Raw genomic sequence first — 25,353 nt, 5'->3', positions numbered from 1 at the left:
CCGACCTCATTTGAACGATCGCAGTTGCTTGCGAATGGCAACGTTGTCGCCGACGAGCCACAGGTCTTCACCGGCGAGTCCCCACATCGAATAGAAGTCATTGGTGATCGGAAGCCCGTCGACGGAGATTCGTGGATATTCCCATCTGGCTCCGTGGAAGTGACGCAGTCGACCGTATTGGCCAGCCACGTAGAAGTCGTCGGTCGAGGTGCCCCACGCAGCGAAGTGGAAGAACGGCAACCGAGAGGAGGTGTCGCCCTTCCACGTCGACTGGCCGTTGCCGTCGCTCTTCCCCGTCCATACCGAGCCGGACTGCGAGAGAGCGAGCCATCCGAGGACGCAGAGATCGTCACCGAGCACCGTTCCGCCGGTGATCCCGTAGACGACGTCGTCATCGCTGTCGGGCGCGAGAGCCACGGCGGTCCAGCCGTCGCCTCCGCCGGCGTCGCCCCCACCGGCGTCGCCCCCCTGAGGCTTGTGAAGCACGAGCGCGGGGGGAAACGGATAGGTTTCCCATTGGTCGCCGCCAATCCACACCTCGCCTTGGCGCGTGCCCCAGACGTTGTCGAAGAGATAGTCCCTGTCCGAAACCGGATCGAGCGACCAAGCTTGTTCGGGATTCGTCGACGGTCCGGAATAGTGAAGAACGCGACTTCGATACACGAACGGCCAGACGTCGTAATCGGCGTGGCTCCCGACCGCCCAGACGTCGCGAGGGCCCGAGCCCCAGATCGACCGCACCGGAATGACTCCGTCGTTCTGCGGCGAGGCCGTCCAGGTGATGGCCGCAGAGCTCGGCCCCTCACCGTGGAAGAGGCCGTCCTCACCGCCTATCCATAGGTCCGTGGGGCTACTTCCCCAGACCGCGTAGAGTGCACCTGGCGTCGTGAACACGACCGACCAGGCCGCGCCGTCCCAACGGAGAACGTTCCCCTGCACGCTTTCGGGCAGGCCCGACGGATCGGAGCCGAGCGCTTCGAAACCGACGGCCCAAACGACGCCGTTCCCGTCGCCCCAGACGCCACGCAGGACTCGATGCTCGGGCAAGGACGTGCGGCAGAAGCCGTCGCTCGTACAGGACGAGGGAGCCTCGCCATCGCTCGGTGCAGCCACGTCCGCGGACGCGTCCGGAGCCGCTTGCTCGGTGCGGCCGCCATCGTGATCCTCGACCGGCGGAGGAGTAACGTCGACCGCGTTTTCGTCACTCTCCGCGCACGCGATCATCGGCACGAGCGCGCAGGCGAAGAGCCCCCACCATCGCATCGACTTCATTTCTGACCTCCCGTGGCGGGGCGCGGCGACTTGGGCCCGGTGAAGTGGAGCGCCACGCCTTTTCCAACGACCCAGACGTCGTCCGGAGCACTGCCCCAAACCGAGCGAAGGTCGGGTTTCACGCCGAGGGCCAGCGTCGTCGTCGCTCTCGTCCAGGTCGCTCCGTCGTAGTGAAGAATGGTACCGTAGTCGCCGACGACCCAGACGTCGTTCGGACCGCTCCCCCAAATCGCGTAAAGATGGCGATCCGTCGGCGACGGTACGACGCTCCACCGCGGATCGCCGGCCGAACGATGACGAATCGTCCCGTATTCTCCGACGGCCCAGACATCGTCTTTTCCGCTCCCCCAAACGCCGTGGAGAATGGCATTCGACTGCGTATCGACCTCGGTCCACGTGAGCTCGAAACCGCCGTCGGGGTCCGATGACGGCACTCCGCGATACGATTTGCCGTGGGTCGTCGAGTAATCCGGACCGTCATGTCCACCGACGGCCCAGACCTCGTTGGCGTCCGCCCCCCAAAGTCCCCGGATCGTCGGGGCGGGCGCCGTTTGGATTTGCGTACTGAGGAGCGCCTTCTTCCATGCCGCGCCACCGTCGGCCTGCGTGCTCCGCCACACCGTCGTCCATTGGACCGGATAGGGCGGGCCGGCTGGATAGCCCTCTCCGGCGATCCACACGTCGTCAGCCGACGTGCCCCACGCCGCCAGCGCGAACGTCTCGGTCCAAGTCACCGGGGACTCCGTGTAGTAGGGCGCGGAGAGCTCAGGCAAAGGTTGCCAGGTCGCAGTGCCGCCTTCGACGACTCCGTGGAGGACGAAGGAGCGCGACCCTGCAATCCAGACATCGTGCTCTCCACTTCCCCAGACGGCGAAGAGGCTCTGATACGTGTCGGACGCGACACGCGACCAGGCGGTCCCGTTCCACCGGAGAATCACGCCGCCCGTTCCGACAGCCCAGAAATTGTCCTTTCCGCTGCCCCACACACCGGTGAGCAGGTGACCGTCGGCCGGAACGGCAACGGTGCAGAACGCGGCTTGCTCGCAAGGCAAGGTGCGCGTCGTGCACTCCAAGGAAGCGTCGCCTTCGCAGTCATCCGCGGCGTCCACGCCGCCATCGATGTCGAGTTGTCCGGGAGGAACGATCGCAGAATCGACGTCGCTCGAGGTCGAGCTCGACGCAGGATCGGACTGCGCGCAGCTTGCGGACAGGGGCGCAGTGAATCCAAACGAGCACGTCAGGAGCGCAAAGGCGACACCGAGTTTCGATGGCAGCAAGCGTCGAAGATCATGCGTGGGATTCAATGGGTCTCTCCTGCATCGCAGCTCACCATCAGACACACGCCGTTGATGCACGGCTGCCCGGCCGCCGCGTCGCACGCATGCCCGCACGCCCCGCAGTCGCCGGTGCTCACGAGGAGATTCGTCTCGCAGCCGTCGGCGGGGGTCCGGTTGCAATCACCCCACCCTGGCTCGCAGGCTGTCCCGCAGACCCCGTCGATGCAGGTAGGCCACTGATGAGGACGCTGCATCATGTCGACGTACGGACAATCGTGATTGCAGGCTCCGCAATGCCCGAGATCCGTCGAGAGATCCGTGCAGGCGTGAACCGCATCGTGCTCGCACTCGGTCAGCCCTGATTTGCATCCACAGGAATATCCGCCATGAAAGAGACGGCATTGCTCATCGGCCTTGCAAGCGACGCTGCATTGCCCGCAATTCTCCGGATCCGGGGCGAGCAAGTTGATCTCGCACCCGTCGGACATCGTGCCATTGCAGTCCGTCCATTTCTCGTTCCCGTCATCGATGCATTTCGGCTGTCCGCAGGTCCCACCCACGCAGCCGAACCGCGTGTGGGCCGGTGGTGCTTTGCCGTCGGGCGGCGTGCAAACGTTCCCGCACCCGCCGCAATTCTTGTCGTCGCCCTGGGGATCGACGCACCGGCCGTTGCACTGAATCTTGCCATTCAGGCAGCCGCAAACGCCGGCGATGCACGCCACACCTTGCGGGCAGACATTTCCGCACGCGCCGCAGTTCGATTCGTCGGTGGTGACATCCGTCTCGCAGCCATCTTCGATGCGATCGTTGCAGTCTTTCAACTCTTGCGACTGACACGCCGCAATGCACTTTCCGTTCGTACACTGGGAGAGGAGATTGAGCTGATCGAACACCGGACAGACGTGGCCACACTCTCCGCAATTCTCGTTGTCCGACGAAAGGTCGATATCGCATTTGTAGCGGGAGCCCGGCCTCGAATCGTCGATGGCCGGGCACGTCGCAAAGGGAGACGGGCATTCCGTACCGATGCACGCGCGCAGCGGTTCGACCTCGGCCTCCTTGCCACCGTCGGACGGATCAGTGAAGGACGGAGTGGCTTCGGTGGCTCCCGCGTCGTGCGCACGACCGGGGCCGAGCGACGCCGGATTGGCGCACGACTGCACGGAGATGCCCGCGAGGGCAAAGGCCCACGCGAGACCGACGATTCGACGTTTCACGATGACTCTCCTTCGGACTCTCGAATGGATGCAAAGCGCCGGTGATGGCGCAGGGCAGCCTCAGTCTTCGGGCGGCGACGAGCTCGGGCCGTTCCCCCGTGGGCCGTCCGATGCCGCCGCCAGCACGACACCGACCCGTCGCGCGTAGGGCCCTTCACGATGCGTGGCTAGAAATCGGCGCCCCAACCGACGCGCCTCGTCGAGATGCCCTGCCTGCGCAAGCGCCTCGACGCGAAGCACCGTGACCTCCACGGTGAACGTACCTCGCGGAAACTCGCGATCGTAGGCGTCGAGGAGACGCAAGGTCGAGGCCGCATCACCACGCGTAAGCGCAGCGCGCGCAGCATCGACACGCGGGGTTTCGCGCACGAGCGTCTCCGCATCGGAGGCGACGTCGCTGGCGTTCATCGACGGCATGGCCGACGGTGCTTTGCTCGGCGAGCCCACGGTCACGGCCACACTCGGCAAGGATTCGGGGGTGATGGACGGCGCTTCGTTCTTGCGGTCGTCTGGCGCGGCCGCGGACGTCGCCGACGACGGTGTGTTCGGCGCCGGCGATGGCTGGTTCACGACGTTCGAAACAACGTCGCCGGTTGCGAGCGGCCCCTTGGCAGAGCGCCCGAAGGTGACGGCAGCGCCGCTTCCCGCGCCGACGACGAGGACGAGCAAGATGGCGTGAAGATACGAGCCGCCCGCGCTGCGGAGTGCACGAGCGACGCGCGCCATCGCCGTCGGAGGTGCCGCGATCGGACGTCGACCGAGCGCAGAGAGCATCTTGTCTCGTGCGCCCCGCCTCGCCGCGTCGGGCTTGGCAGCCTCGAGGAGCGCGCGTTCGGCATCGGTTGCGTCGCCGCGAAGGAGCGGCTCGAATTCGTGATTCGCCACGTCAGACTCCTGAGTCCCGTGCGTGAAGCCGTGCGACGGCCGTTCGGAAGTCCTCGCGCGCCCGGCGAAGACGTGAGCCCACCGTCCCCAGCGGCAATCCTAGGAGCTCGGCGATTTCGGTCACCGTGAGCTCCTCGAGCTCGAAGAGGACGAACACCGCGCGACGGTCTTCCGACATGCTCGCGAGGATGGCGTCGAGCCTGACGCGCGCTTGTGCACGGGCGACCTCCGCCTCGGCGGTCGGCGCGTCGATCGGCAGGTCCGAGGTTTCGGTGTCCTCGGCTTCGCGCTGGCGCGCGGTTGCGCGATCACGACGAACGTTCGCCGCGACGCGCATGACGATACCGAACACGAAGCTTCGCTCCTTGCTGGGCTCGATGTTCGGCAGCTTGTCGGCGATCACGAGAAACACCCGCTGCGCGGCGTCGTCGGTTTCGGGCGGCGCCACGCCGAGACGACGCAGCGATCGCCACACGAAGTCGTAGTGCTCGACCGCGAGACGCTGCAGTCGTGCCTCGAGCTCGGGATCGCGCGCGATCGCCTCCTCGGGCGACACGTCTTTCGCGAGCTTGGCTGTCTCTAGGGCAAACACGGGGCGCTTCCAGAGTCAGCGATGTCGGCGGCCCCCCGAATGATCCCGGAAACGGACAGCGCGCCGTCCGATTTCGTGCCGCCTGCTGACGCCACGCGCGAAAAGCTCTGCCGCAGGACGGGAGGCTCACGGAAAGTGGCCGACAATCGCCGTGCCTGCGAAGGGCACCACTGCGGGCGCCTCGTAGACGAGCGTGGACGGCTCGAAGAAGAGCTCGTTTCGCAAGAAAGGGACGCGCGCTCCGACCGCGAGGTCGAACGACAGCGCGCGCAGGGGTCGCCAGGAGAGCCGCGCAGAGAGCCCTCCGGTCAGCCAGAAGCGCGACCGCTCGCGAGACGGCAAGGGATCCACGACCACCGCATCGAGTGAACCGATCTCGACGTTCGCGCAACCGCCGGCCGCCATCTTCGCGAAGCCAACGAAGTCGGCACACACATCGACCGTGGCCGCATTCCAGCGAACGCTCGCGACGCCTTCGTTCGACGCCACATCGGCCCGAAAGCTCCGTTCGAAGCCGAGTCGAACGAACGGCTCGAAACGCAGCGGAAAAAGGAGCTCCACGAAGATCTTTGGACTCACGACCGTCGCTCGATTCAACGAGAGCTCGAGGCCGGTGCCGAAGGCCACCGCGATCCGTGACGGCGCTCGCGGCTGCGAAGAGCGAGCGGGCGCACTCGAAGTCTTCGGCCGACGGGCAAGAGGCGGGTGCAAGGTCGTGTCGGCGCGCGCTTCGGTTGCGGGTGACGGTGGCTCGGCCGAGGCGGGAGGCGCGACGGCCGGAGCTTCGTTCGCCGGCATCTCCCGCTCGTCGAGCCCGATGGAGGCCATGACGGCGAGCGCTGCGAGGACGCGTTCGCAAGACACCGACGAGGCTTGACGCTCGGCTCGTTCACCCCCGACCGACAGGGTGACCGTGCCTCGACTCACCCCTTCACGTCGCTCGACGCGAACGTCGATGCTCACGGCGGGCTCTCCTTCGGCGGCCTCACGAACCCTCGGCACCCGAGTCTTCACGCGCGCGACCATGGTCGGGGTGCGAGGACATCCCGCATGGAGGGCCTCGGTGATGCGCACGGGGATCGGAGACGCTTCCGCCGCTCGACACCATCGCGTAGACCCCAAAATCGTCGCGATAAACGCGACGAACGCGAGAAGCGCGGAGGCAAGAGGGACGTTCGCGTCTCGCGTTCCGAGCACCGAGATCTCCGAGGCGGATCCTCACACAAAAGCACGAAACGATCGGGCGGGTGCCCGAAACGTAGGGCCGTCCTTCGTGGCAAAGGTGCCCCGCCGGACGCCCGAGCGGCGTCGCTCCGTCGCAAGACGATCGGCCTCGTGCACGAGGAGCCTTCGGACGTCCTCGAGGGCAGCCATCCAGTCGGACGTGTCGCGTCGACACGCGGGCACGCGTCGATGTCATGACCGGCGAGCGCGCCGGTGTGGTGATTCGCTTCACTCACCAACGCGCGCAAGGCACGTTCCGTGAGAGGCGCCGCTGTTTCATCGGTGATCGGCCGGAACCGGTTCGCCTTCGGTCGACGTCTGGCTAGGATGAGCGTCACGCCGCACGCGGCAATCTCATGGCCGGTACCAGCCTACTTGCTCTGATCGACGACATCGCCACGCTCCTCGACGACGTGGCCGTGCTCACGAAAATCGCGACCAAGAAGACCGCCGGTGTGCTCGGCGACGACTTGGCATTGAACGCGGAGCAGGTCGCCGGCGTGCGCGCCGAGCGTGAGCTTCCCGTGGTCTGGGCGGTGGCGAAGGGCTCCCTCGTCAACAAAGCCATCCTCGTGCCCGCAGCGCTTGCCGTCAGCGGGCTCGTCCCGGCGGCGGTCACGCCACTTCTGATGGTCGGAGGCGCGTACCTCTGCTTCGAGGGCGCGGAGAAGCTCGCCGAAAAGTTTCTTCACCGCGATGAGGAGGAGAAGCACAAAGTCGAGCTCCGGGAGGCACTCGCCAATCCGTCCGTCGACCTCGCCTTGGTCGAGAAGGACAAGATCAAAGGCGCGGTGCGGACGGACTTCGTGCTGTCGGCCGAGATCATCGTCATCTCCCTCGGCACGGTCGCCGGAGCGCCGTTTCTCACTCAAGTATCGGTGCTCGCGGGATTGCCGTCATCATGACGGCCGGTGTCTATGGGGTCGTGGCCGGCATCGTGAAGCTCGACGATCTCGGGCTGTATCTTGGTCGCCGAACGGGCAACGGTCTCGGCTCCCGACTGCAACGGGCGATCGGCGCGGGAATCCTGCGCGTTGCCCCTTCCTTCATGAAGTTTCTCTCCGTGGCCGGAACGATTGCCATGTTCCTCGTGGGAGGCGGCATCCTCACGCACGGAATCCCTCCGCTCCACCACGGAATCGAGCGCATCGAGCACATGACACGCGGATGGGGCAGCGGGATCGGCGCGCTCGGTTCGCACGTGCTCGAGGCCTTGACCGGCGTCGTCGGTGGCCTCCTGCTCCTCGCCGTGGTGACCATGATCAAACGCGCCCGGCTACGCTCCGCGCAGACGTGAGCTCCACGAACGGCTGAGGTCAGTTCGACTCCGCCGCCATGCGTCACTCCCCCTCGCCGTCGGCTCCGTGCTCGTTCTTCTCGCGGCGTGCTCGGGAAATAGCGATTCGTCGACCTTCATCACCGGAGCTCCTTCCGAACCTCGGCACCGGACTTCTCGAGGCGAGCGAGCGTCGTCGGATAAGTCACCGCGAACCCCGCATCGGCGAGCAATCGCACGCGCACGCCTCGGCCGATGGCGGCGTCGATCGCGTCGAGCACGGTGGTGAGCTTCGTGCGCTCCGGCCCGTCTCCGTCGCTCGCATAGAAGGCGCCGACTTCGATGGGCGCCTCCACGGCTCCGAAGGGGGAGATCGAGCTCGTCGAGTCCGCGCCCGTCGAGACCACGCTCGGTCATGTGGACATTCCAGACGCCGCCGACGTTTGGCCGGCGATGATCGCGCGCGCCAAGTCTGACGGTGGACGGCTTCAGGAGCGACCATCGCAACGTGGCCGCGATCGAGACGCAGGCATTTTCCGTGCAGAACGCCGGGGCGCGCTCCGAGGGAAGTCACCGGGTCGCCGTGCACATGGACTACGACGCTGGCCGCGTGCACTGGATGAAGGTCTTTTACAAGTAACGAAAACTTCGAGGTTCGAAGTTCGGGCGGAGAGTGACGTTGCGGCCGTACTCCAATGCCACTATCCGGTGACGAGAAATGCTCGGACCTTCAGAGATCGCACGGCGTCCCCCCTGGGCGCTCCTGCTCGTCGGCTCGCTCGCCTGTTGCACCACGAACACGACGGTCACTGCGGCGCCCCCCGCAGCGACCGACGGTGGAGGCGATCCGACCGGTGACGCGGGTGGAGACGAGAGCGACACTGCTCCCCCCGCGTGCCCCGTCTCCGGCCAGGCGTCGATCCCAGGAACCATCGACTCCCCCGATGTCACGGAGACATCGGGCATCGTCGTGAGCGCGGTGAACGAAGGCGTCTACTGGATCCACAACGACTCGGGTGACGTCGCGCGTGCGTTCGCCATCGGCTCGGACGGAAAGGTTCTCACCACGCTCTCGTTCGACAAGACCGTGCCCCTCGACATCGAGGACGTGGCCATCGAGGACGTTGCGCCCGGCCAGTCCTATCTCTACTTCGGCGACATCGGGGACAACGATGCCGTGCGGACGTCGATCAAGATCCTCCGCGTCGAGGAGCCGACGCTGACCTCGGCCACGACGCTCACTGTGACGAGCGAGGCGATGACCGTCAACTACCCGAACGGTCCTCACAACGCCGAAACGCTGCTCTTCGACCCGCTGACGAAAGACCTCCTCATTGCCACCAAGGCGGAGGGCGGCCTCTCGGAGATCCATCGGATTGGCCCGTTCGCGGCGGGAACGCGGGTGACGACCGAGAAGATCGCCGAAGTCGACGTTCTCCTCGCGACCGGAGGCGAAATCTCGCGCGACGGACACTTCATCGCAATTCGAAATTACTCCAATTCCGCGTTCGTCTGGCCCCGAGGCGATCAGGAGAGCATCGCCGACGCGCTGGCACGGCCGCCCTGCAAGCTGAAGGTCGCGGCCGAGGCCCAGGGCGAAGCCTTTGCCTTCCTCCTCGAGAACAACGGCTACGTGACGATCTCCGAAGGCGCATCGCCCGCGCTGCACGTGACGACGTTCCGCTGAACGCTCTGCGCCGCACTACCCCTCCTTCTTGCATTGCGGGGGCACGAGGGCATCGAGCGTCGCCTTCGGTGCGAGCACGAGGCCCACGCCGAGCAAGCCGACAGCGCCGACGCCTCCGAGGGTGCCCAGAACCTTGCCGGCCTGCCGGATCCCGGCTTTCGCGCTGGCCTGCATGGCCACGGGCGTTCCGCCCACCACGCCGATCACCGCGGCGTTGCCGAAGTCTCCCCAGGCCGCGGCCTCCACGGCGGAGGCGATGACGGCGCCGGCCGGCGAGATGACGAACGACGACGCCATGGCGAGGATCATCGTCGTCGCGCGCGCAGCGCACTTCCAGCCGACGTCGAGCGTCGTCTGCGTGCGGACGCCGCCGCTGTCGTTCGAAGCCTGAGCGGCGAGCTTGCCGAGCCGAGCAAACTCGTCGGAGAACCAGGCGAGCATCGCCGGAGGGAGTGCAGCCTGGGGCTTGGCCGCGACTTCGGAGAGTGCGCCCTCTTCGGTGTCGTCCTCGTCAGGCTCGACGACCACCAGCGATTGCGCGGTGTCGTCGACGACGAACGCGAGCCGCACCATTCCCTCGTCGTCGGCGCCGTACATCATCACGCCGCGAAAGCCTTCCTGCGTGACGTAGTGGACGTGCCAGCTCTTCACGACCGCGTCGACCTCGCCGCGGCTTCGCTCGGCAGCATCACGACTGAGCGCGGGCACGTTGCTCAGGATCACTTCCCGAACCTCGCCCTCCTTCGCGCCGCTCGGCACGCGGTAGAGCGCGTCTTGTCCGGACTCGGCATCGTCGGCACTCGTGCCTGCACAGCCTGTCGCTGCGAGAGCGATGGTCAGCAAGGCGACGAGTGCGCCGGTTCGAAGCACCGCGCTCACACGCCACCGGGCACGATGCGGATCTTGAGCATCTCGCGCGTCAGCTTCACACCACTCGAGACGTAGACGTCGTTGACGTCGGCGATGAGCTTCGCCAGCGTTGCCTCGATGTCGGCCGTCGTGAGCGTGCCCTTGAAGAGCGTAAGGCGTGGCAGATGCCCGGACTGCAGCTGCTTGGCGCTGGCGACGAGCCCGCCATAGAGGTCGAAGCCGCCTGGAGAACCATAGACCGACTTCGCGTCGAGCACCCCGCCCTGCCAAGGACGCGCGACGATCTCGTCGGCGTAGTTCCAGAGGGTGTCGGGGATCGAACGAACGAGAGCGACGTCGTCCGTCGTGTCGAACGTCAGGTACCATGCTGGACCAGGCGAATTGACGGCCAGATTTCGGTACCCTTCGACGCGATCGCCGAGCCCTCCCATGACCGTCCCTTTCGAGGGGGTGTCCGGCAGAGCCCTCCACGCGGCGAGCAGCGACTCGTCACAGTCGACCTTCCAACCCGCCTTGCCGAGGAGCCGTTGGACCTCCTCGCCGCCGATGGCGACGGTTCCCGGCACTTCGGAGGCGACCTTCTGGAGTGCGTCGTCGGTGATGCCGAACGCGGCCAGATCGGCGGGCTTCGCCTTCACTTTGCCGAGACGCGCGGCGACCTTGGCCTTGGCGCCCATCTTCTCGAGCACCGACGCGCCTTGGCTCGTCGCATCGGCCACGGCAGCCTTCACACCTCCGGATTCGGAGACGGCCTGCGTGGCGGCCTTCGCCGCGGCGGCCACGGCGCCCGCCTCTTCCGTCTTCACCGCGACGGACGCAACCTGCACCGCGCCCTTGCCGAAGGCCTGGGCGGCAAGCTTCACGAGAACGGTGACCTCGACGACCGCCGCGTCCGCGAGACCGAGGGGCCGTAGGCTTTGCTTGCCCGTCGCGCCCGCGAGCGCCCCGCCGCCGAAGTCGCGCGCCGCCTCCGCGAGATCACCGTCGTCGCCGACGGCGCCCGCGACTCCGTCGGAGCCGAAGAGGAAGATCGCGTTGTGGTCTTCGCCGACGGCGAGGTACTGCTGCATGGCGTCGAGCGCGAGTGGGCTGGCCTCGGCCCCCGCCCACGGATACACGTGCCACGTGCCTCGTGCTCCCTTCACCGTGGCGATCTCCCCCGCGGCTCCCGAGAGGCGCGACGGCTGCCCGAGAATTTCCTGGAGGGCCGCACGGCTCTTGGGCGCATCGCCGTCGTCGACCACCGCGCTGTCCGACGCGCTGCTGTCTTCTTCGACAGGGGCCGAGCAACCGAGCGCGATGAGCGAGAGAATCGTGAGAGCGGTGGCAAATCGAGTCTTCATCGTCGTGTCCTTCCGAGGTTTCGGACGGCGCGATGTGCGCCGCCCTCCGCCGACCTCGCCCTTGAGCAACCGACGTGCCGTGTCGAGACTCGAAGAAACACCCACAAATCCCCGCTCTTCTCACCTCGTTCGGGATCTCGCGCGCACGCTGTGTCCGGTCGCACGACCGAGAAGCAATTCGAACGGGCGAGTGTCCGCAAACGAGCACGCCGTGCCGGCCGGCTCGAATCGTTCCGCCAAGAAATGCTACGACGTGAATGGTCGTGACCAGGGCAGGTAAAGAAGTGCGCGGCTCGCGAGTCTCGCTCCTCGTGTTGGGCGCGGCGTTCGTCGGAGTCGCGGGGTGCACCACACTGCTGGGCCTCGACCTCGACGACAAGCACCTCGCATCGGAGCGGGCCTCGGCCCTCGATGCGTCGGTGGATTCTCCCGATCCCTCGGTCGACATCGGCTCGTTCACCATCGAGCAGCAGCTGCCCGATGGCACTCCCCTCACGGCCATTTGGGGCGCCGACGCCGAGCACGTGTTCGCGGTCGGCATGAGCGGCCTCGTGTACACGTACGACACGGGCCTCTGGTCCAAGTACGGAGGCGACGAGGTCGGTCGCGACTTCAACGCCGTCTGGGGTCGCTCGGCGCGCGACGTCTATGCGGTCGGCTCGACCACCACGGGTAAGGGGTTCATCCGTCACTACGATGGGAAAGACTGGGCCGACGTGTTTGCAGCGCCCGTCGGTCTCTATGGCGTGTGGGGTACGCCCGACGGGTTCGTCCTCGCGGTCGGCGCCAAAGGCAGCCTCTTCGCCTGGCACCAGGGCACCGATTGGACGAGCTTCGGTCCTCTCGATCCCAAGCCCGGCGTTCCGCTCGGTGCGAGCGATCCCTTGCTGACGGCCATCTCTGGCCGAAACTTCGACGACTTCGCCATCGCAGGCGACGCGCGCATCTATCACGCCGAGACCACGACCGGCGGTGACCAGACCTTCGCCACCTACGATGCCGAGTTCGAGCCCGAGCTGTCGTTTCGCACGGTCTGGCAGGCTCCCGGCCCGTCGACGAATCTCTTCTTCGGAACGAACTTCTTCGGCATCGTCTCCCTGACGACCTACGGAGCCACGCCCGACTCCTCGACCGGGAACGACGTCCGGTTCAAGGCCGCGACCATCCTTCGCGACGAAACGGCCGCGGGCGCCAAATCCAAATTCATCCGCGGCATCTGGAGCACGCCGGAGGTGCTTCTCGCCGTGGGCGACGAAGGGCGGATCTACGCGCTCGACGTCGGGCAAGCGCGCGTCGAGCGCGTGGCTTGCCCGAGCGCAGCCGCTCTCACGGGGATCTGGGGCTCGTCCCTCGAGGACATCTGGGTCGTCGGCGACGGCGAGTTGATCCTCCACGGCTCCGTCGCACGCTGAGCCTACGCGGAACATTTCGTTCCGCTCTGGCGCGCGGTGAAAAATCGCGCGAACCTACGAGCGTCCTCGAACGCGAATGGTATCTCCTCGCCATGAGCAGCACCGTCGCGACGCCCGAGACGTCGACCATCGAGCGTCGATTCGTCGATACGCCGAAACTCGAGCTCACACGGGTGACGTTGGAGATCACGTCCGGGCCGGAGCGCGGGCGTCGTTTCGTCATCGACGAAGAGATGGCCGCTCGCGTGTTCATCGGCCGCAGCGCCATCGCCAGCGTGCGGCTCCAGGATCCGCTCGTCTCACGACGGCATGCCGCCCTCGAGCTCACGGACGGCGCCCTCCGCATCACCGACCTCGCCTCGCGTGACGGCACGTTCGTGAACGGACTACGCATCGAATCGATCTTGGCCACGGGCGGAGAAGTTCTTCGCATCGGCAATACCGAAATAGCGATTCATCGCGACGCCAAGCCCTCGTCTCTTGCGCTGACCGAAATCGACCATTTCGGACGCGTCGTCGGACAGAGCCGCGAGATGCGACGTCTCTATGGGCTCTTCGAGCGGGTCACGCTGTCCGATGAGCCCGTCGTCATCACAGGCGAGACGGGCACCGGCAAAGAACTTCTCGCCGAGGTGATTCACGAGATGGGCCCACGCGCGAGCGGTCCGTTCGTGGTGCTCGGGGCGGCGCAGTCGAAGCCCGATACACTCGGCGCTGCCTTCGACGAGGCCGCGGAAGGTACGCTTCTGATCGACGAGCTCTCCGAGCTCGACACCGAGAGTCAGGCCGAACTCCTTCGACGCCTGCGTGAAGACGACGGATGCACGCGCGTCGTCGTCACCACCCAGCGCGACCTGGAACGCGATGTGGAGAGCGGCACATTTCGGGAAGACCTCTATTACCGAATTGCCGTACTCAACGTAGAACTTCCGCCGCTTCGTCGACGCAAAGGCGATATCGAGATTCTTGCCCGACATTTCTGGACGACCTTCGGCGGCCAAGGTCCCATCCCCAAAGCCTTCCTGATCCGAGCCACCTGTAGCGAGTGGCCCGGAAACGTCCGCGAGCTGGCCAACGCCATCGCGATGCGCATCGCGCACGGAGCGGAGCTCGATATCCGGCCCCTCGATTCACGCGACGAGGGTGAGCACGCGAAGAGCCTCGTCGAGACGGTGCTCGATGCCGACCTTTCGTTCCCCGAAGCGAGGCGCCGCGTTCTCGCCGACTTCGAAGGCCGATACCTCGAACGAATTCTCGAGAAACACCACGGCAACGTCACGCGCGCGGCCGCGGCCTCGGGTATCGCCCGTCGCTACTTCTACGCCATTCGCCAACGCACGAAGGCGCGATGAGCGAGCAACGAAACGTCCCCTTCGAGGTGGGCCGTTATACGGTTCACGCAGAAGTCGCCGCCGGCGGGATGGCGCGCGTGCACCTGGCAACCGTCGCGGGGCCGTTCGGTTTCAGGAAGGTCGTCGCCGTCAAACGCCTTCATGCAGAGCTCGCACGCGAGCCCGACGTACGCGAGCTCTTTCTCGACGAAGGCCGCCTCTCCGCGCGAATCTCGCACGCCAACGTGGTGCCGATGCTCGACGTCGTCGACGCTCGCCGCGAAGTGCTGCTCGTGATGGAGTACATCGACGGGGAAGCGCTTCATCGGTTGATCGCTGCGGCGAGACTCCAACGCGAGCCCATTCCGATTCCAGTGTGTGTGGCCATCGCCACCGGCGTCCTGCGCGGATTGCACGCGGCACACGAAACGAAGAACGAACATGGGGAATCCCTCGGCGTCGTTCATCGTGACGTGTCCCCGTCGAACGTCCTCGTGGGGTCCGATGGAATCGCACGAACGCTCGACTTCGGGATCGCGCGCGCGGCAGGTCAGAACCACGTGACGAGAGACGGCGTCGTTCGAGGCAAGATTGCCTACGTGTCGCCCGAGCAACTTCATGGTCTCGCCGTTACCCGCCAATCCGACGTCTATTCGATGTCCGTCGTACTGTGGGAAATGCTCACGCTCGAACGCCTCTTCGGCGGTGAAGGCGATGCGGTGACCGCGGCCCGTGTGGCGAGCTTCATGGCGCCTCCTCCGAGCCGCCATCGGCCCGACGTCCCCAGAACGCTCAATCGCATCGTCATGCGGGGACTGGCACGCCAGCGGCAAAATCGATATGGGACCGGCGCCGAGATGGCCGACGAGCTCGAGGCGTGCGTACCTCCTGCCTCGCCCCAGCAAGTCGCCGCGTGGATGGAGAAGCTCGCCGCCTCGGCGCTCGCGGAGCGTCGGGCCATGGTGGCGTCCTGCTCGCTCGCCGCGACGACGCGGAAGCCCCCCTCGCGACGAGCGGCGCGGCTCGCCTTCTCGTTGGGAGCCGCGGGCGTCATCGCCCTGCTCGCCGCGTGGGCTTGGTCACCCCGCGCAGGTAAGGCGGCCTTGGCAACCGAGGTTGCCCTCACGACGACCGCCGCCACCCTTGCCTCCACTCCGGTATTCTCGCCGCCGGTGATGACGGCTCCCGTGTCGACCGAGGAACCTCCGACGAAACCATCTCCGGCAGCGCGCACGCCGGCGCGCACGGCAGAGAAGGTCTCTCCCGCGGTCACGGCCACGCCCCCTTCGCCTGTCCATGCGCCCGTCGAAGACGACGAGGCATGGCTTCGGGCTCGCCGATGAGCCTGCGTCGTTGGGCGAGCGTGGGCGCCTGTGCCCTGGCCGTTTTTGAAGCCTCGCCGGCGTGGGCGCAGAGCACGCGCGATGCTGCCAGCGCCGAAGCCCTGTTCAAACTCGGTCGCGATGCGCTCGATACCGGAAACTTCGAGGAAGCGTGCGTGCGTCTGCACGAGAGTTACCGCCTGGATCCGGCGGGCGGTACGCTGCTCAACATCGGCGTCTGCGAAGAGGGCCGTGGGCACCTCGCAGCCGCATGGGAGGCGTTCTCCGAAGCCCTCGCGCACCTTCCCCATGACGACAAGCGACGTGCGCGCGCCGAGGAGCGTATCGCCGTGCTCGACCGGCGGCTCGCCAGGTTGACCATCGTTCTCGCGCCGACGGCTCCCGCGGGTACGCGCGTCGTTCGCGACGCCATCGCGCTCGAATCGCCGAGCCTCGGGATCGCCCTCCCCGTCGACCCAGGCGTGCACCACGTGCGTGTCGTCGCGAATGGTCACGACGAACGCACCGTCGACGTGACGCTCGCCGAAGGCGAACAGCGCCACGTCACGGTCGAGCCGGGCCCTCCCTCCCCACTGAGACCGACCGACGCGCTCCCCGCAAAGCGCGACGCGGAGACGACCTCCGGGTTCGTTCGAACCTTTCCGGCGGCCGCATGGATTGCCGGCGGCGCTCTGGTGGTCGCGGGCGCGACGTTCGGAGGGCTGACCTATGCGTCGGGCCGGCGCGTCGAAGACCAATGCAACGCAAGCGGAACCTGCTCGCCGGCCGGGCTCGATGCCGTGGACGACGCGCGACGCTGGGGAGCTCTCAGCACGGCCGCCTTCGTCACAGCCGGCGTCGCGGTGACGGCCGGGCTGGTCGTGCGCTTCCTCGTCCACCCGAACCAGCCAAAGCAGACCGAGTAACCCCCCGAAAACGGGCGCGGATCGTCGCCGCGCGTCATGCTGGAGACGGAGAAGCACGCTTGGCGCCGTGCGCTAGAGCGGGTATGCCGGAAGGCCTCGATTTCGTGGAGGTTCCGATGAGCGACAGCATCGAATCGCGACTGAAGGAAGACCGCCGTTTCCCGCCCTCGGCGGAGTTCTGCAGGCACGCGCGGATCCAGTCGCACGCCGCGTATACGTCGCTCCACCAGCTCTCGCTCGAAGATCCCGAGACGTTCTGGCGCGAGCACACGACCGACCTCGTCTTCCGCACGCCGTGGAAGAAGATCTCCGAGTGGAATCTGCCGAAGGCGAAGTTCTTCGTCGGCGCGACCCTCAACGTCAGCGAGAGCTGCCTCGACCGTCACCTCCAGACGGGCGAAGCCACCCGCGCCGCCATCGTCTGGGAAGGTGAACCGGGCGACACGCGAACGCTCACCTACCTCGAGCTTCACCGCGAAGTCGTTCGTCTCACGGCGGCTCTCGCCGACCTCGGCGTCAAGCAGGGAGACCGCGTCGCGATCTACATGGGCATGGTGCCGGAGACGGCGGTGGCCATGCTCGCCTGCGCGCGTCTCGGCGCCACGCACTCGGTCATCTTCGGCGGCTTCAGCTCGGACGCGCTTCGCGAGCGCATCAACGACTGCGGGGCCAAGGTGCTGCTCACTCAAGACGGCGCCTGGCGTCGCGGCAGCGTCGTCCCGCTCAAGAAGATGGCCGACGAGGCCCTCGCGAAGACGCCGTCGATCGAGAAGGTCCTCGTGCTCCGCCGCATCGGTCACGACCGATGCCCGGTCACCATGAAGGAGGGGCGCGATCTGTGGTGGGAGGACGCGCTCGAACGGAAGCCGAGCGATGCGAGCATGAAGCTCGCCAAGCACCCCGAGGCGTTCGACGCCGAGCACCCGCTCTTCATCCTCTACACCTCCGGCTCCACGGGAAAGCCGAAGGGCGTCATGCACACCACCGCGGGCTACCTCGCGGGCGTGCACGTTTCGACCAAGTACGTCTTCGACCTCCGCGCGGGTGACGTTTATTGGTGCACCGCCGACGTCGGCTGGGTCACCGGCCACAGCTACCTCGTCTACGGTCCGCTCTCCTGCGGAGCGACGGTCATGCTGTACGAGGGCGCTCCGAACTTCCCCGATTGGAGCCGCTTCTGGCAGCTCGTCGAGAAGCACGGCGTCACCATCCTCTACACCGCGCCCACGGCCATCCGCGCCTTCATCCGCGCCGGCGACGAGTGGCCGGCAAAGCACGATCTCTCGAGCCTGCGCCTTCTCGGCTCGGTCGGCGAGCCGATCAACCCCGAGGCGTGGACCTGGTACCATCGCGTCATCGGCGGCGGTCGCTGCCCGATCGTCGATACCTGGTGGCAGACCGAGACCGGCTCGATCATGCTGACCACGCTCCCCGGTGCCTGCTACAGCAAGCCCGGTTCGACCGGCCTTCCCTTCTTCGGCGTCGACATCGCCGTCGTCAAAGATCGCGGCGAGGAGTGCAAGGCGAACGAGGGCGGTAAGCTCGTCATCCGTCAGCCTTGGCCGTCGATGGCGCGCACGCTCTGGAACGACGACCAGCGCTACTTGGACACGTACTGGAACGTGATCCCCAACGTGTACTTCACGGGCGACGGCGCGCGCCGTGACGAAGACGGCTACTTCTGGGTCGTCGGCCGCATCGACGACGTACTCAACGTCGCCGGTCACCGCATCGGGACCGCCGAGATCGAGAGCGCGCTCGTCAGTCATCCCGCCGTCGCGGAGGCCGCCGCCGTTGGACGCCCGGACGACCTCAAGGGCCAGGCGCTGGTCGTGTTCGTCACCCTCAAGCAGGGTCACGAGGCGAAGGACCTGAAGTCCAAGCTCGTCGAGCACATCGACAAGGAGATCGGAAAGTTCGCGCGCCCCGACGCGGTCCGCTTCACCGACTCGCTCCCCAAGACACGCTCGGGCAAGATCATGCGACGCCTCTTGAAGGAGATCGCCGCAGGCAACGAGGCCAAGGGCGACACCTCGACGCTCGAAGACCTCAGCGTCCTCGCGAAGCTTCGCACCGACGAAGAGTGACCTTCCGGGTCGTCAGCTCCAGGCGATCGGCAAGGTCACCATCCAAAGCAGCGTCAACACCAGAAGCCCCGCGCTGAACCAGAAGGCGAGCCTCCTCGCCGCGGGGCGCGGGAGCTTCGGGCCGACGCCCGCGAAGAAAAGAACGACCGCGAAGAGCACGGTCGCGAGCACGTAGGTCTCCGAGTGGTGGTTGGAGTGGACGCCCTCCACCATCTCGTTGTTCGCCAGCGCTTCAGCCTCGCGACCGGCCACCCACGCCTTGTTCTGATACTCCGGCATCAGGAACGGGGTCTTCGGCGCGTCGACGTGCTCGAGTGGCTGCTTCGCGAGCCACGCATCCATGGCCACCTTCATCTCCGGGCGAAAGCGCTGCTGCATGTAGTTCGCGAGCGCATCCTTGTTGTCGGCGCGTGCGGCGACGTACGAAGTGAACAAGGAGCTGTCGAGCGCGAGCATCTGGTTGCCTTCGAGGTGCTGCTGAACGGCTTCCTGACGGAGCTTCGAAGCCGCCGCATAGTGACGCGCCTGCAAGCCGCCCCACACCGAGGATTGGTAGGCACACCACGCCGTCGCCACCGCCGCGAGCGACATCACGACGACGCCCGCGATGTCCGACGATGCGATCCGCTCTTCGTGGAGAGCCGGGAAGTGGTCTGCGTGCGTAACGTGGCCCATGACGGCGATCGAAGTGCATCCCACGTGCTCGCGCTGCGCGGCGCGATGCCCGCGGCGCGAGTTCTCCAGAGGAGCAAACTGCCACGACGCACGTGACACTGAGCGTGCGCGCTCAGTTGCATTGCGACTTCGAGCCTACGCACGATTCACGGACTCTCGTCATTGCAACGCACTAGCGCTCACGTGCTCTCCGGCCGCGAGGCGGAACGCCCTTTGCTTGGGCGCGTGCTCCCCGCCCGGGACATCCGAGGGGGAAATCAGGGACGGAGGCTAGAACGATGGAACGACTCGAATGGGGACAGATGGGCGGCTTTGGGGGCGGTCTGGACATCGATCGTCTCGCCGACTCGCTGCGAGAGCGCGTGGTGGATGCCTTGCGCGAGCACGTCGGACACGCCATCCGCGAGCGCCTCGGTGAAACCCTTCGCAGTGCAGGCATGATGAACGGCGGAGGCGGCCGCTACTCGATGAATGGCCATGGCAGCAGCTACGCCTACGGTGGTTCGTTCGGCATCGACATGGACCGGATTGCCGACAGCGTGCGTGACCGCCTCGCGGATTCGCTTCGCGAGCGCGTCAACGAGATGCTCCGCGAGCACGTCGCCGACGAGCTCCGGAACGTGCTCTGGGAGACCAGCGCCATGCGCATCGACGTCGACCGCATCGCCAACGAGGTGCGCGAGCGTCTCGCCGAGCGCATCAACCAGCGCATCCGCGAGGTCGCTCACGCACGCGTTCGCGAAGGCTTGCGCAGCGCGTTCTCCCAGCGAATGAGCATGGGAGGCGGGCTCGATCCCGAGCGCATCTCGGACATCGTGCGCGAGCAGATTGCCGATTCGCTCCGCGAGCGCATCGCGGACGTCGTACGCGAGCGCACGGGCGAGATCGTCCGCTCGCTCCTCGTCGAGCGTCTCGGTAGCTACGCCATGAGCCACGACATCGACCGCATGGCCGATCGCGTTCGCGAGCGCGTCGCCGAACGCATGCGCGAGCGCCTCCGCGAGACCGTTCGCGAGCGCGTCGGCGAGAGCGTCCGTCGCGCCATCTGGAGCCACGCCGGCTCGTTCGCCAGCGGCGGCTTCGAGCAGGGCCACGGAAGCTATGGCGGCGGCTATGGCAGCTGGGGCGGTCAGGCGTCCGACATCGAGCGCATCGCAACGGAAGTCCGCGAGCACATGGTGGAAGGACTTCGCGACCGTATCGCGAGCGAAGTGCGTGACCGCGTGGTGGACTCGCTCCAATCGGCGGCGCAGACCTTCGCGGGCAAGAGCAAGCCGATCGAGGTCGAGCGCGTCGCCAGCGAAGTGCGCGACCGCATCCACGAAGTGCTCCGCGAGAGGATTCGCGAGAGCTTGCGCGACCGCCTCCACGAGACGCTCCGCACGGCGATGTTCTCCCAGGGCAACTTCGGTCGCAACGTCGACCCGGAGCAGCTCTCGGTCATCGTGCGCGATCGTCTGGCCGCTCCGCTCCGGGATCGTCTCATCGACGGGATCCGCGAGCGCCTCGGCGAAGTGCTTCGGAGCTCGCTCTCGGCGCAGCTCGGACACGGTCCGCACGTCGATCGCCTTGCTGATCACGTGCGCGAGCGCGTCATCGACAGCCTGCACGACCGGATCTCGCCGCACGTCCGCGAGCGCCTCGGTGAAGCTGTCCGGCACGCGGCAACGCATCACGTGCACACCATGGGCAGCCAGGGCTTCATGAGCGGCCCTCCCATGGAGGCCGAGCGCCTTGCAGACGTCATCCGTGATCGCGTGGCGGAGCGCCTTCGCGAGCGCATCTCGGAAGACGTGCGTGAGCGCGTCGGCGAGGCCGTTCGTAAGGAGCTCGCCGAGCGCGCAGGCAGCCCTGGCGGATTCGATCCGGACCAGCTTGCCTACGCCGTGCGTGACCGCGTCGCCGACCGCATCCGCGAGCGCATTGGTGACGAGGTGAGCGCCCGCGTCGGCGAAGCCGTCCGAAGCGCGATCAACGAGAGCCGAGTCAACGGCGTAGCCCATCCGGAGCCGCTCCGTCCGTCCTGACGCCATTCTGACCCGACAAACGTCGGCCCTTCGGCCCCGGAGCAGCGTGCGCACGCCGCTCTGGGGCCGTTCTTCATTTTGTGACCTCGCGATGGGCGAGGTGGGCGAGGTGGGCGAAGAGCTCCGGCTGACGTCTGCCCAACGGTCGGGCTGGCTCCTCGCTGCAGATTCGCGGGGTTCGGCGCCTGCAACGTACACGAAATCGACCTGCTCCAGCTTGGACGACGGCCCTCCGGCGAGGATATTTCCGGGCCTCGAAGGAAAAATGGAGGGGGGCGCGATCAAACGGTCCCCACCTGGGATTGTAACAACCGTATGTCTTGCGCCTTGAGCTTGCGGGCCTCGGCATTCGCCGTGGGCATCGCGATCATCGGGACGGTCTTCGCCTGCGCCGACAGCGTGAAGCTCGGCTACGGGACCACCGACGACGCGGTGAGTTTCACGCGCGCGGACGGCGGTGACCAGGGAACCGCGTCCGACGCCAGCGCCGACTCGGAGGCCGGCATGTGCGTGCGCACCGCGTGCCCTGCACCTTGGGAAACGTGTGCGGGCGCGGGCGGCGAGCTCCCTACCTACGCATGCGGAACCAATCTCGAGGACGACACGCAGAACTGTGGCTCCTGCGGGACCGTGTGTCGTGAGCCGTCGAGTGCCTACAACGTCCACATGGGTTGCACCGCGGGCCAGTGTCAGGCCTTCTGCAACCCGGGGCACTCCGACTGCAACGGCATCCCCGACGACGGCTGCGAAGCGAGCATCCTCGACGACCCTGCGAACTGCGGAGCGTGCGGAGTCACCTGCGCCGAAGGCGTGGCGTGCATCAAGGGCAAGTGTGGTTGCCCGGCGGGCTTCGCGAACTGCGACGGCATATGCCGCGATCTCGCGAACGACAACAACAACTGCGGGGCGTGCAATTTCGGTTGTGGCGACCATCAGCCCGACGATGCCGGAACGCTCCCCGACCACATGGCTTACGCATGCTCCGAGGGCCAGTGCAAAGCGCTGCGCTGCGTGCAGGGCCCCGACGCGTTCTGGCAAGACTGCAACGCCGATCTCGACAAGGACGGTTGCGAAGTCGACCTGAGGAACGACAACGCGAACTGCGGTGCCTGCGGGAACGCCTGCGCGCCCGGCAAGCAGTGCGCGAACTTGAATGGCACCATCGGCTGCTACTGCGACGACGGGCAAACGCTCTGCCCGGCGACGTCGCGCTCTCAGCCGACGTGCGCGGATACGGACTCCGATCCGAACAACTGCGGGGCATGCGGCTACTTCTGCCCCAACGGTCCGAACTCGAGAGGAGTTTGCGTCCACGGCCGCTGCCGCACCGAATGCGTGCCGGGCACGGCTGACTGCAACGGACGCGAGGACGACGGCTGCGAAGTGGATCTGTCGAAGGACCCGCGCAATTGCGGAGCGTGCGGCTCGATGTGCGACGTCGCTCAGGGGCAGCCTTGTGTCGGTGGCTTCTGCCTGACCGGTGAATGCGAAGGACCGGTGACCAAGTGAAGCGCGTCGCCTTCCTCGCGCTCGCCGGCTCGTGCACGGCGGTCTGGCTCGTGGCCTGCGCGGCGAACGAGAACGACGGCAGTGAAGTGCGCGACACGACCGACGCGCAGACGGTCCCCGTTCTCGACGGCGCCGCAGCCGACGGCTCGACCGATGGCTCCTGCGCGAATGGGTCGTGCGCGCCAGCCGATTGCACGGCTGTCGACTTCTGCGCGGTCCCCTTCCCTGTCTCCCGCCTGGCAGCGTTGAACTCGGTGTGGGGCAGCGGACCGAACGACGTGTGGATGGTCGGAACGCGCGGCACCATCCTGCATGGTGACGGCACGACCTTGAGCCCGGTGACGCTCGATGCGGGAACGGGCGACGTGTGGGTCTCGGTTTGGGGAACGGGAAGCAACGACGTGTGGGTCGTCGGCCCGTCCGTCCCCATGCATTCGACCGGCGGAGCGGGCGGATTCGAAGCACGCCCCGGCACGACGTGGAACGCGCAGAACGCAAGCACGGGGCGGCTTTGGACTGGTGCTAGCGCGGGCAGTCGCGTGTGGCTCGCCGGCGAGGTGTCGCGTCGCTTCGGAGCCGCGAGCAGCGTTTGGAGCTTGGCAGGCGACGCTTGGACCGCCGCAGGTACCTGCGCATCGAGCTCTCCTTGCACGCCGACGATTCGATCGATCTGGGCGGCCGACGCAAACACGGCTTGGGCCGTCGGCAATGACGGAGGCGCCTACGTCTTCGACGCAGCGTCGGGCGGCGCGGACGCGCGATTCGTGCCCCAGAACAGCCAGACGAAGGGCACCCTCGATGCCGTCTGGGGCAGCAGCGCGAGCGACGTCTGGGCGGTGGGCCACGGCGGAGTCATTCGTCACACGGCCAAGGGCGAGAGCTCTTGGACGATGGCGACCTCGAACACGACGCACGACCTGCACGGCGTCTGGGGAAGCAGCCCGAGCGACGTTTGGGCCGTGGGTGATGACGGAACGGTGGTTCATTTCGATGGTACGGAGTGGAAGCCGGGGACGATCGGCTTGCCCGACGGTGATGCGCCAACGCATTTGCTCGGGATCTGGGGGAGCGGGCCCGATGACGTGTGGATCGTCGGCGAGGGAGTGATCCTGCATCGCTCCGCTACGAGTCGGAGGGGCTCATGATGGCGCGCCGCCTTCGCTTCGGAATCCTCTCGGGGCTGTCGCTTCTCGTTCTGCGCGCCGTGTCCGGTTGCGCGTCGGACGCGACGAGCAACGACGGCACGCCCACGCCGAACGTCGACGCCGGTAACACGCTCGCCGATGCAACGTCGGACACCCCCGACGCGGCCCCCGAGGCCGATCCGCGCGATGCGGCGCTGCCACCGTGCAGCGTCGAGGGCTGGTGCTACGTCGATCTGCCGGGCTCGTCGAGCCTCGCTGGCGCCGACGGACCGCGCGACCCGAACGGCTTCACCTTCCCGCTGCGGGCGATATGGATTGCGCCCGATCATCGAGCCTTCGCCGTCAGCGCGCGTGGACACGTGCTCGCCTGGGACGGCAAGGCGTGGCAGGTCATCTTCCTATCGAAGTCCGGGCTCCGCGCCGTGTGGGGCACGAGCTCCGGCGACGTGTGGGTCGGTGGCGATGCGGGCGCGCTGTTCCACGGGACGATGAACGGCGGAGCGTTGACATTCCGGAGCGTCGCGAGCGGTACCGCACACCCGATCACGAAGGTCTGGGGGACTTCGAGTCATGACGTTTGGCTGATTGCCGACACGCCGTATCACCTCGATCCGTCGACGGCGAACACGGCGTCTCCTTTCGTCGGCGTAACTGTCCCCAGCAGCTATGGCGAAGGCGCCGGACCTTCGACGATCACCGCCGTGTGGGGCACCGCGTCCGACACCTGGTTGGGGGGAATGGCAACGACGTTCTGTGCGCCTCCCAATTGTACGAATGCCAAGACGCTCTTCGTCGCGCGCCGCACCCTCGATGGTAGCGCAGGAGCTACCTGGGATACAGCCGCGATACCCGTCGATCAGGCGACGGCAATCGTAAGCGGACTCTCGACCTCCGACGGCGTCCAGCACATCGTCGCCAATGCCAACTTCATCACGGACCGCGCCGTCGCGATTCGATTGGCCGAAGATGCAACCAAACTCGATTCCGCCCACGGAGCGATTCGAACGAGCGGCGCGTATTCGTGGAACTACGAAGACGCCGAGAAGTTCGGCGCTCCGCGTGGATTCTGGGAACGGATCCGCACGATCTCTGGCTCGTCGGATTGTCCGGGGTCGTTCGCCGATTCGACGGCACAGCGTGGCAGGTCTCGCGCGTATCTCGCACGACGCTCTCGCCGCTGGTCAACGATCTCCACGGAATTCATGCCATCGTCACCGGGACCGATCGCGACATGTGGGTCGTCGGTGACGACATCGCGCTGCATCGGACGGTGACG

The 25,353-nt window shown here is 66.7% G+C and carries 21 protein-coding genes and 1 pseudogene; 12 read left to right on the top strand and 10 right to left on the bottom strand.

Annotated elements, in window-relative coordinates; genetic code table 11:
• Positions 1-6 precede the first annotated feature (6 nt).
• The 6 genes from AKJ09_RS53370 to AKJ09_RS28115 all read right to left on the bottom strand — a co-directional run bounded on the left by AKJ09_RS53370 (position 7) and on the right by AKJ09_RS28115 (position 6,206).
• The gene (locus AKJ09_RS53370) at positions 7-1,272 is read right to left on the bottom strand and encodes a hypothetical protein (protein WP_169927934.1); all 1,266 of its coding nucleotides are present in this window, start codon (positions 1,270-1,272) and stop codon (positions 7-9) included.
• Entirely contained in the window at positions 1,269-2,576 is a 1,308-nt protein-coding gene (locus AKJ09_RS28135) for a sialidase family protein (RefSeq protein WP_146650950.1), read from the bottom strand. Before AKJ09_RS28135 ends, AKJ09_RS53370 begins: the two co-directional genes overlap by 4 nt.
• The gene (locus tag AKJ09_RS28130; protein WP_146650949.1) at positions 2,573-3,766 is read right to left on the bottom strand and encodes a hypothetical protein; all 1,194 of its coding nucleotides are present in this window, start codon (positions 3,764-3,766) and stop codon (positions 2,573-2,575) included. Before AKJ09_RS28130 ends, AKJ09_RS28135 begins: the two co-directional genes overlap by 4 nt.
• Positions 3,767-3,826: 60 nt before the next feature.
• Positions 3,827-4,651, bottom strand: coding sequence for a hypothetical protein (locus tag AKJ09_RS28125; RefSeq protein WP_146650948.1), 825 nt, complete (start codon positions 4,649-4,651; stop codon positions 3,827-3,829).
• A gap of 1 nt (position 4,652) precedes the next feature.
• Complete coding sequence (locus tag AKJ09_RS28120; RefSeq protein ID WP_146650947.1) at positions 4,653-5,243, bottom strand: RNA polymerase sigma factor; 591 nt, start codon at positions 5,241-5,243, stop codon at positions 4,653-4,655.
• A gap of 126 nt (positions 5,244-5,369) precedes the next feature.
• Positions 5,370-6,206, bottom strand: coding sequence for a hypothetical protein (locus AKJ09_RS28115; protein ID WP_146650946.1), 837 nt, complete (start codon positions 6,204-6,206; stop codon positions 5,370-5,372).
• Between the two features lie 617 nt (positions 6,207-6,823).
• On the opposite strand from AKJ09_RS28115, the pseudogene AKJ09_RS56275 reads away from it, so the two are divergent.
• Positions 6,824-7,764, top strand: a pseudogene (locus tag AKJ09_RS56275) (DUF808 domain-containing protein).
• A gap of 119 nt (positions 7,765-7,883) precedes the next feature.
• On the opposite strand, the gene AKJ09_RS28105 reads toward AKJ09_RS56275, so the two are convergent.
• Positions 7,884-8,150 carry a phospholipase D-like domain-containing protein gene (locus AKJ09_RS28105; protein WP_146650945.1) on the bottom strand — a complete coding sequence of 89 codons (267 nt, stop codon included), beginning with the start codon at positions 8,148-8,150 and terminating at the stop codon, positions 7,884-7,886.
• Between the two features lie 71 nt (positions 8,151-8,221).
• Here AKJ09_RS28105 and AKJ09_RS53365 point away from each other — a divergent pair, with 71 nt between their 5' ends.
• Both AKJ09_RS53365 and AKJ09_RS28100 read left to right on the top strand, forming a co-directional pair.
• Complete coding sequence (locus AKJ09_RS53365; protein WP_169927933.1) at positions 8,222-8,383, top strand: hypothetical protein; 162 nt, start codon at positions 8,222-8,224, stop codon at positions 8,381-8,383.
• Positions 8,384-8,461: 78 nt separating this feature from the next.
• The gene (locus AKJ09_RS28100) at positions 8,462-9,430 is read left to right on the top strand and encodes a hypothetical protein (protein WP_146650944.1); all 969 of its coding nucleotides are present in this window, start codon (positions 8,462-8,464) and stop codon (positions 9,428-9,430) included.
• 15 nt (positions 9,431-9,445) lie between these two features.
• Here the strand turns inward: AKJ09_RS28100 and AKJ09_RS28095 are convergent, their stop codons facing one another.
• Both AKJ09_RS28095 and AKJ09_RS28090 read right to left on the bottom strand, forming a co-directional pair.
• On the bottom strand, positions 9,446-10,300 hold the full coding sequence (locus AKJ09_RS28095) for a hypothetical protein (RefSeq protein WP_205633823.1): 855 nt from the start codon (positions 10,298-10,300) through the stop codon (positions 9,446-9,448).
• 5 nt (positions 10,301-10,305) lie between these two features.
• Positions 10,306-11,643, bottom strand: a complete 1,338-nt coding sequence (locus tag AKJ09_RS28090; RefSeq protein ID WP_146650942.1) for a hypothetical protein — start codon at positions 11,641-11,643, stop codon at positions 10,306-10,308.
• Between the two features lie 263 nt (positions 11,644-11,906).
• On the opposite strand from AKJ09_RS28090, the gene AKJ09_RS28085 reads away from it, so the two are divergent.
• The 5 genes from AKJ09_RS28085 (at position 11,907) to acs (ending at position 18,721) form a co-directional block, all read left to right on the top strand.
• A complete protein-coding gene (locus AKJ09_RS28085; protein WP_146650941.1) occupies positions 11,907-13,055 on the top strand; it encodes a beta propeller repeat protein in 1,149 nt (382 codons plus the stop codon).
• A 92-nt stretch (positions 13,056-13,147) separates the two neighbouring features.
• Entirely contained in the window at positions 13,148-14,407 is a 1,260-nt protein-coding gene (locus AKJ09_RS28080) for a sigma 54-interacting transcriptional regulator (RefSeq protein ID WP_146650940.1), read from the top strand.
• A complete protein-coding gene (locus AKJ09_RS28075) occupies positions 14,404-15,729 on the top strand; it encodes a protein kinase domain-containing protein (protein ID WP_146650939.1) in 1,326 nt (441 codons plus the stop codon). The genes AKJ09_RS28080 and AKJ09_RS28075 overlap by 4 nt, the downstream gene beginning before the upstream one ends.
• Positions 15,726-16,634, top strand: a complete 909-nt coding sequence (locus AKJ09_RS28070; RefSeq protein WP_146650938.1) for a tetratricopeptide repeat protein — start codon at positions 15,726-15,728, stop codon at positions 16,632-16,634. Before AKJ09_RS28075 ends, AKJ09_RS28070 begins: the two co-directional genes overlap by 4 nt.
• Positions 16,635-16,750: 116 nt before the next feature.
• On the top strand, positions 16,751-18,721 hold the full coding sequence (acs, locus tag AKJ09_RS28065; protein WP_146650937.1) for an acetate--CoA ligase: 1,971 nt from the start codon (positions 16,751-16,753) through the stop codon (positions 18,719-18,721).
• A 12-nt stretch (positions 18,722-18,733) separates the two neighbouring features.
• On the opposite strand, the gene AKJ09_RS28060 is transcribed toward acs, so the two are convergent.
• Positions 18,734-19,396: a hypothetical protein gene (locus tag AKJ09_RS28060; protein ID WP_146650936.1), complete on the bottom strand. Its 663-nt coding sequence runs from the start codon at positions 19,394-19,396 to the stop codon at positions 18,734-18,736.
• Positions 19,397-19,674: 278 nt separating this feature from the next.
• Here AKJ09_RS28060 and AKJ09_RS28055 point away from each other — a divergent pair, with 278 nt between their 5' ends.
• The 4 genes from AKJ09_RS28055 (at position 19,675) to AKJ09_RS28040 (ending at position 25,351) form a co-directional block, all read left to right on the top strand.
• Complete coding sequence (locus AKJ09_RS28055; protein WP_146650935.1) at positions 19,675-21,423, top strand: DUF445 domain-containing protein; 1,749 nt, start codon at positions 19,675-19,677, stop codon at positions 21,421-21,423.
• A 327-nt stretch (positions 21,424-21,750) separates the two neighbouring features.
• On the top strand, positions 21,751-22,932 hold the full coding sequence (locus AKJ09_RS28050; RefSeq protein WP_146650934.1) for a hypothetical protein: 1,182 nt from the start codon (positions 21,751-21,753) through the stop codon (positions 22,930-22,932).
• Positions 22,929-24,077: a WD40/YVTN/BNR-like repeat-containing protein gene (locus AKJ09_RS28045; RefSeq protein ID WP_146650933.1), complete on the top strand. Its 1,149-nt coding sequence runs from the start codon at positions 22,929-22,931 to the stop codon at positions 24,075-24,077. Before AKJ09_RS28050 ends, AKJ09_RS28045 begins: the two co-directional genes overlap by 4 nt.
• Positions 24,074-25,351, top strand: a complete 1,278-nt coding sequence (locus tag AKJ09_RS28040; RefSeq protein WP_146650932.1) for a WD40/YVTN/BNR-like repeat-containing protein — start codon at positions 24,074-24,076, stop codon at positions 25,349-25,351. Before AKJ09_RS28045 ends, AKJ09_RS28040 begins: the two co-directional genes overlap by 4 nt.
• The last annotated feature ends 2 nt before the right edge of the window (positions 25,352-25,353 follow it).

It is taken from the genome of Labilithrix luteola (assembly GCF_001263205.1).
In the GTDB taxonomy this organism is placed as follows: domain Bacteria; phylum Myxococcota_A; class Polyangia; order Polyangiales; family Polyangiaceae; genus Labilithrix; species Labilithrix luteola.
Note: the sequence above shows the minus strand (reverse complement) of the source record. Positions and strands in the feature narration are given on the sequence as shown.

What these genes read in the sequence shown, in the direction of transcription:
- AKJ09_RS53370 (WP_169927934.1), bottom strand. Translation starts at nt 1,272, where the DNA reads ATGAAGTCGATGCGATGGTGGGGGCTCTTCGCCTGCGCGCTCGTGCCG.
- AKJ09_RS28100 (WP_146650944.1), top strand. Translation starts at nt 8,462, where the DNA reads ATGCTCGGACCTTCAGAGATCGCACGGCGTCCCCCCTGGGCGCTCCTG.
- AKJ09_RS28090 (WP_146650942.1), bottom strand. Translation starts at nt 11,643, where the DNA reads ATGAAGACTCGATTTGCCACCGCTCTCACGATTCTCTCGCTCATCGCG.
- AKJ09_RS28080 (WP_146650940.1), top strand. Translation starts at nt 13,148, where the DNA reads ATGAGCAGCACCGTCGCGACGCCCGAGACGTCGACCATCGAGCGTCGA.
- AKJ09_RS28075 (WP_146650939.1), top strand. Translation starts at nt 14,404, where the DNA reads ATGAGCGAGCAACGAAACGTCCCCTTCGAGGTGGGCCGTTATACGGTT.
- AKJ09_RS28070 (WP_146650938.1), top strand. Translation starts at nt 15,726, where the DNA reads ATGAGCCTGCGTCGTTGGGCGAGCGTGGGCGCCTGTGCCCTGGCCGTT.
- acs (WP_146650937.1), top strand. Translation starts at nt 16,751, where the DNA reads ATGAGCGACAGCATCGAATCGCGACTGAAGGAAGACCGCCGTTTCCCG.
- AKJ09_RS28060 (WP_146650936.1), bottom strand. Translation starts at nt 19,396, where the DNA reads ATGGGCCACGTTACGCACGCAGACCACTTCCCGGCTCTCCACGAAGAG.
- AKJ09_RS28055 (WP_146650935.1), top strand. Translation starts at nt 19,675, where the DNA reads ATGGAACGACTCGAATGGGGACAGATGGGCGGCTTTGGGGGCGGTCTG.
- AKJ09_RS28040 (WP_146650932.1), top strand. Translation starts at nt 24,074, where the DNA reads ATGATGGCGCGCCGCCTTCGCTTCGGAATCCTCTCGGGGCTGTCGCTT.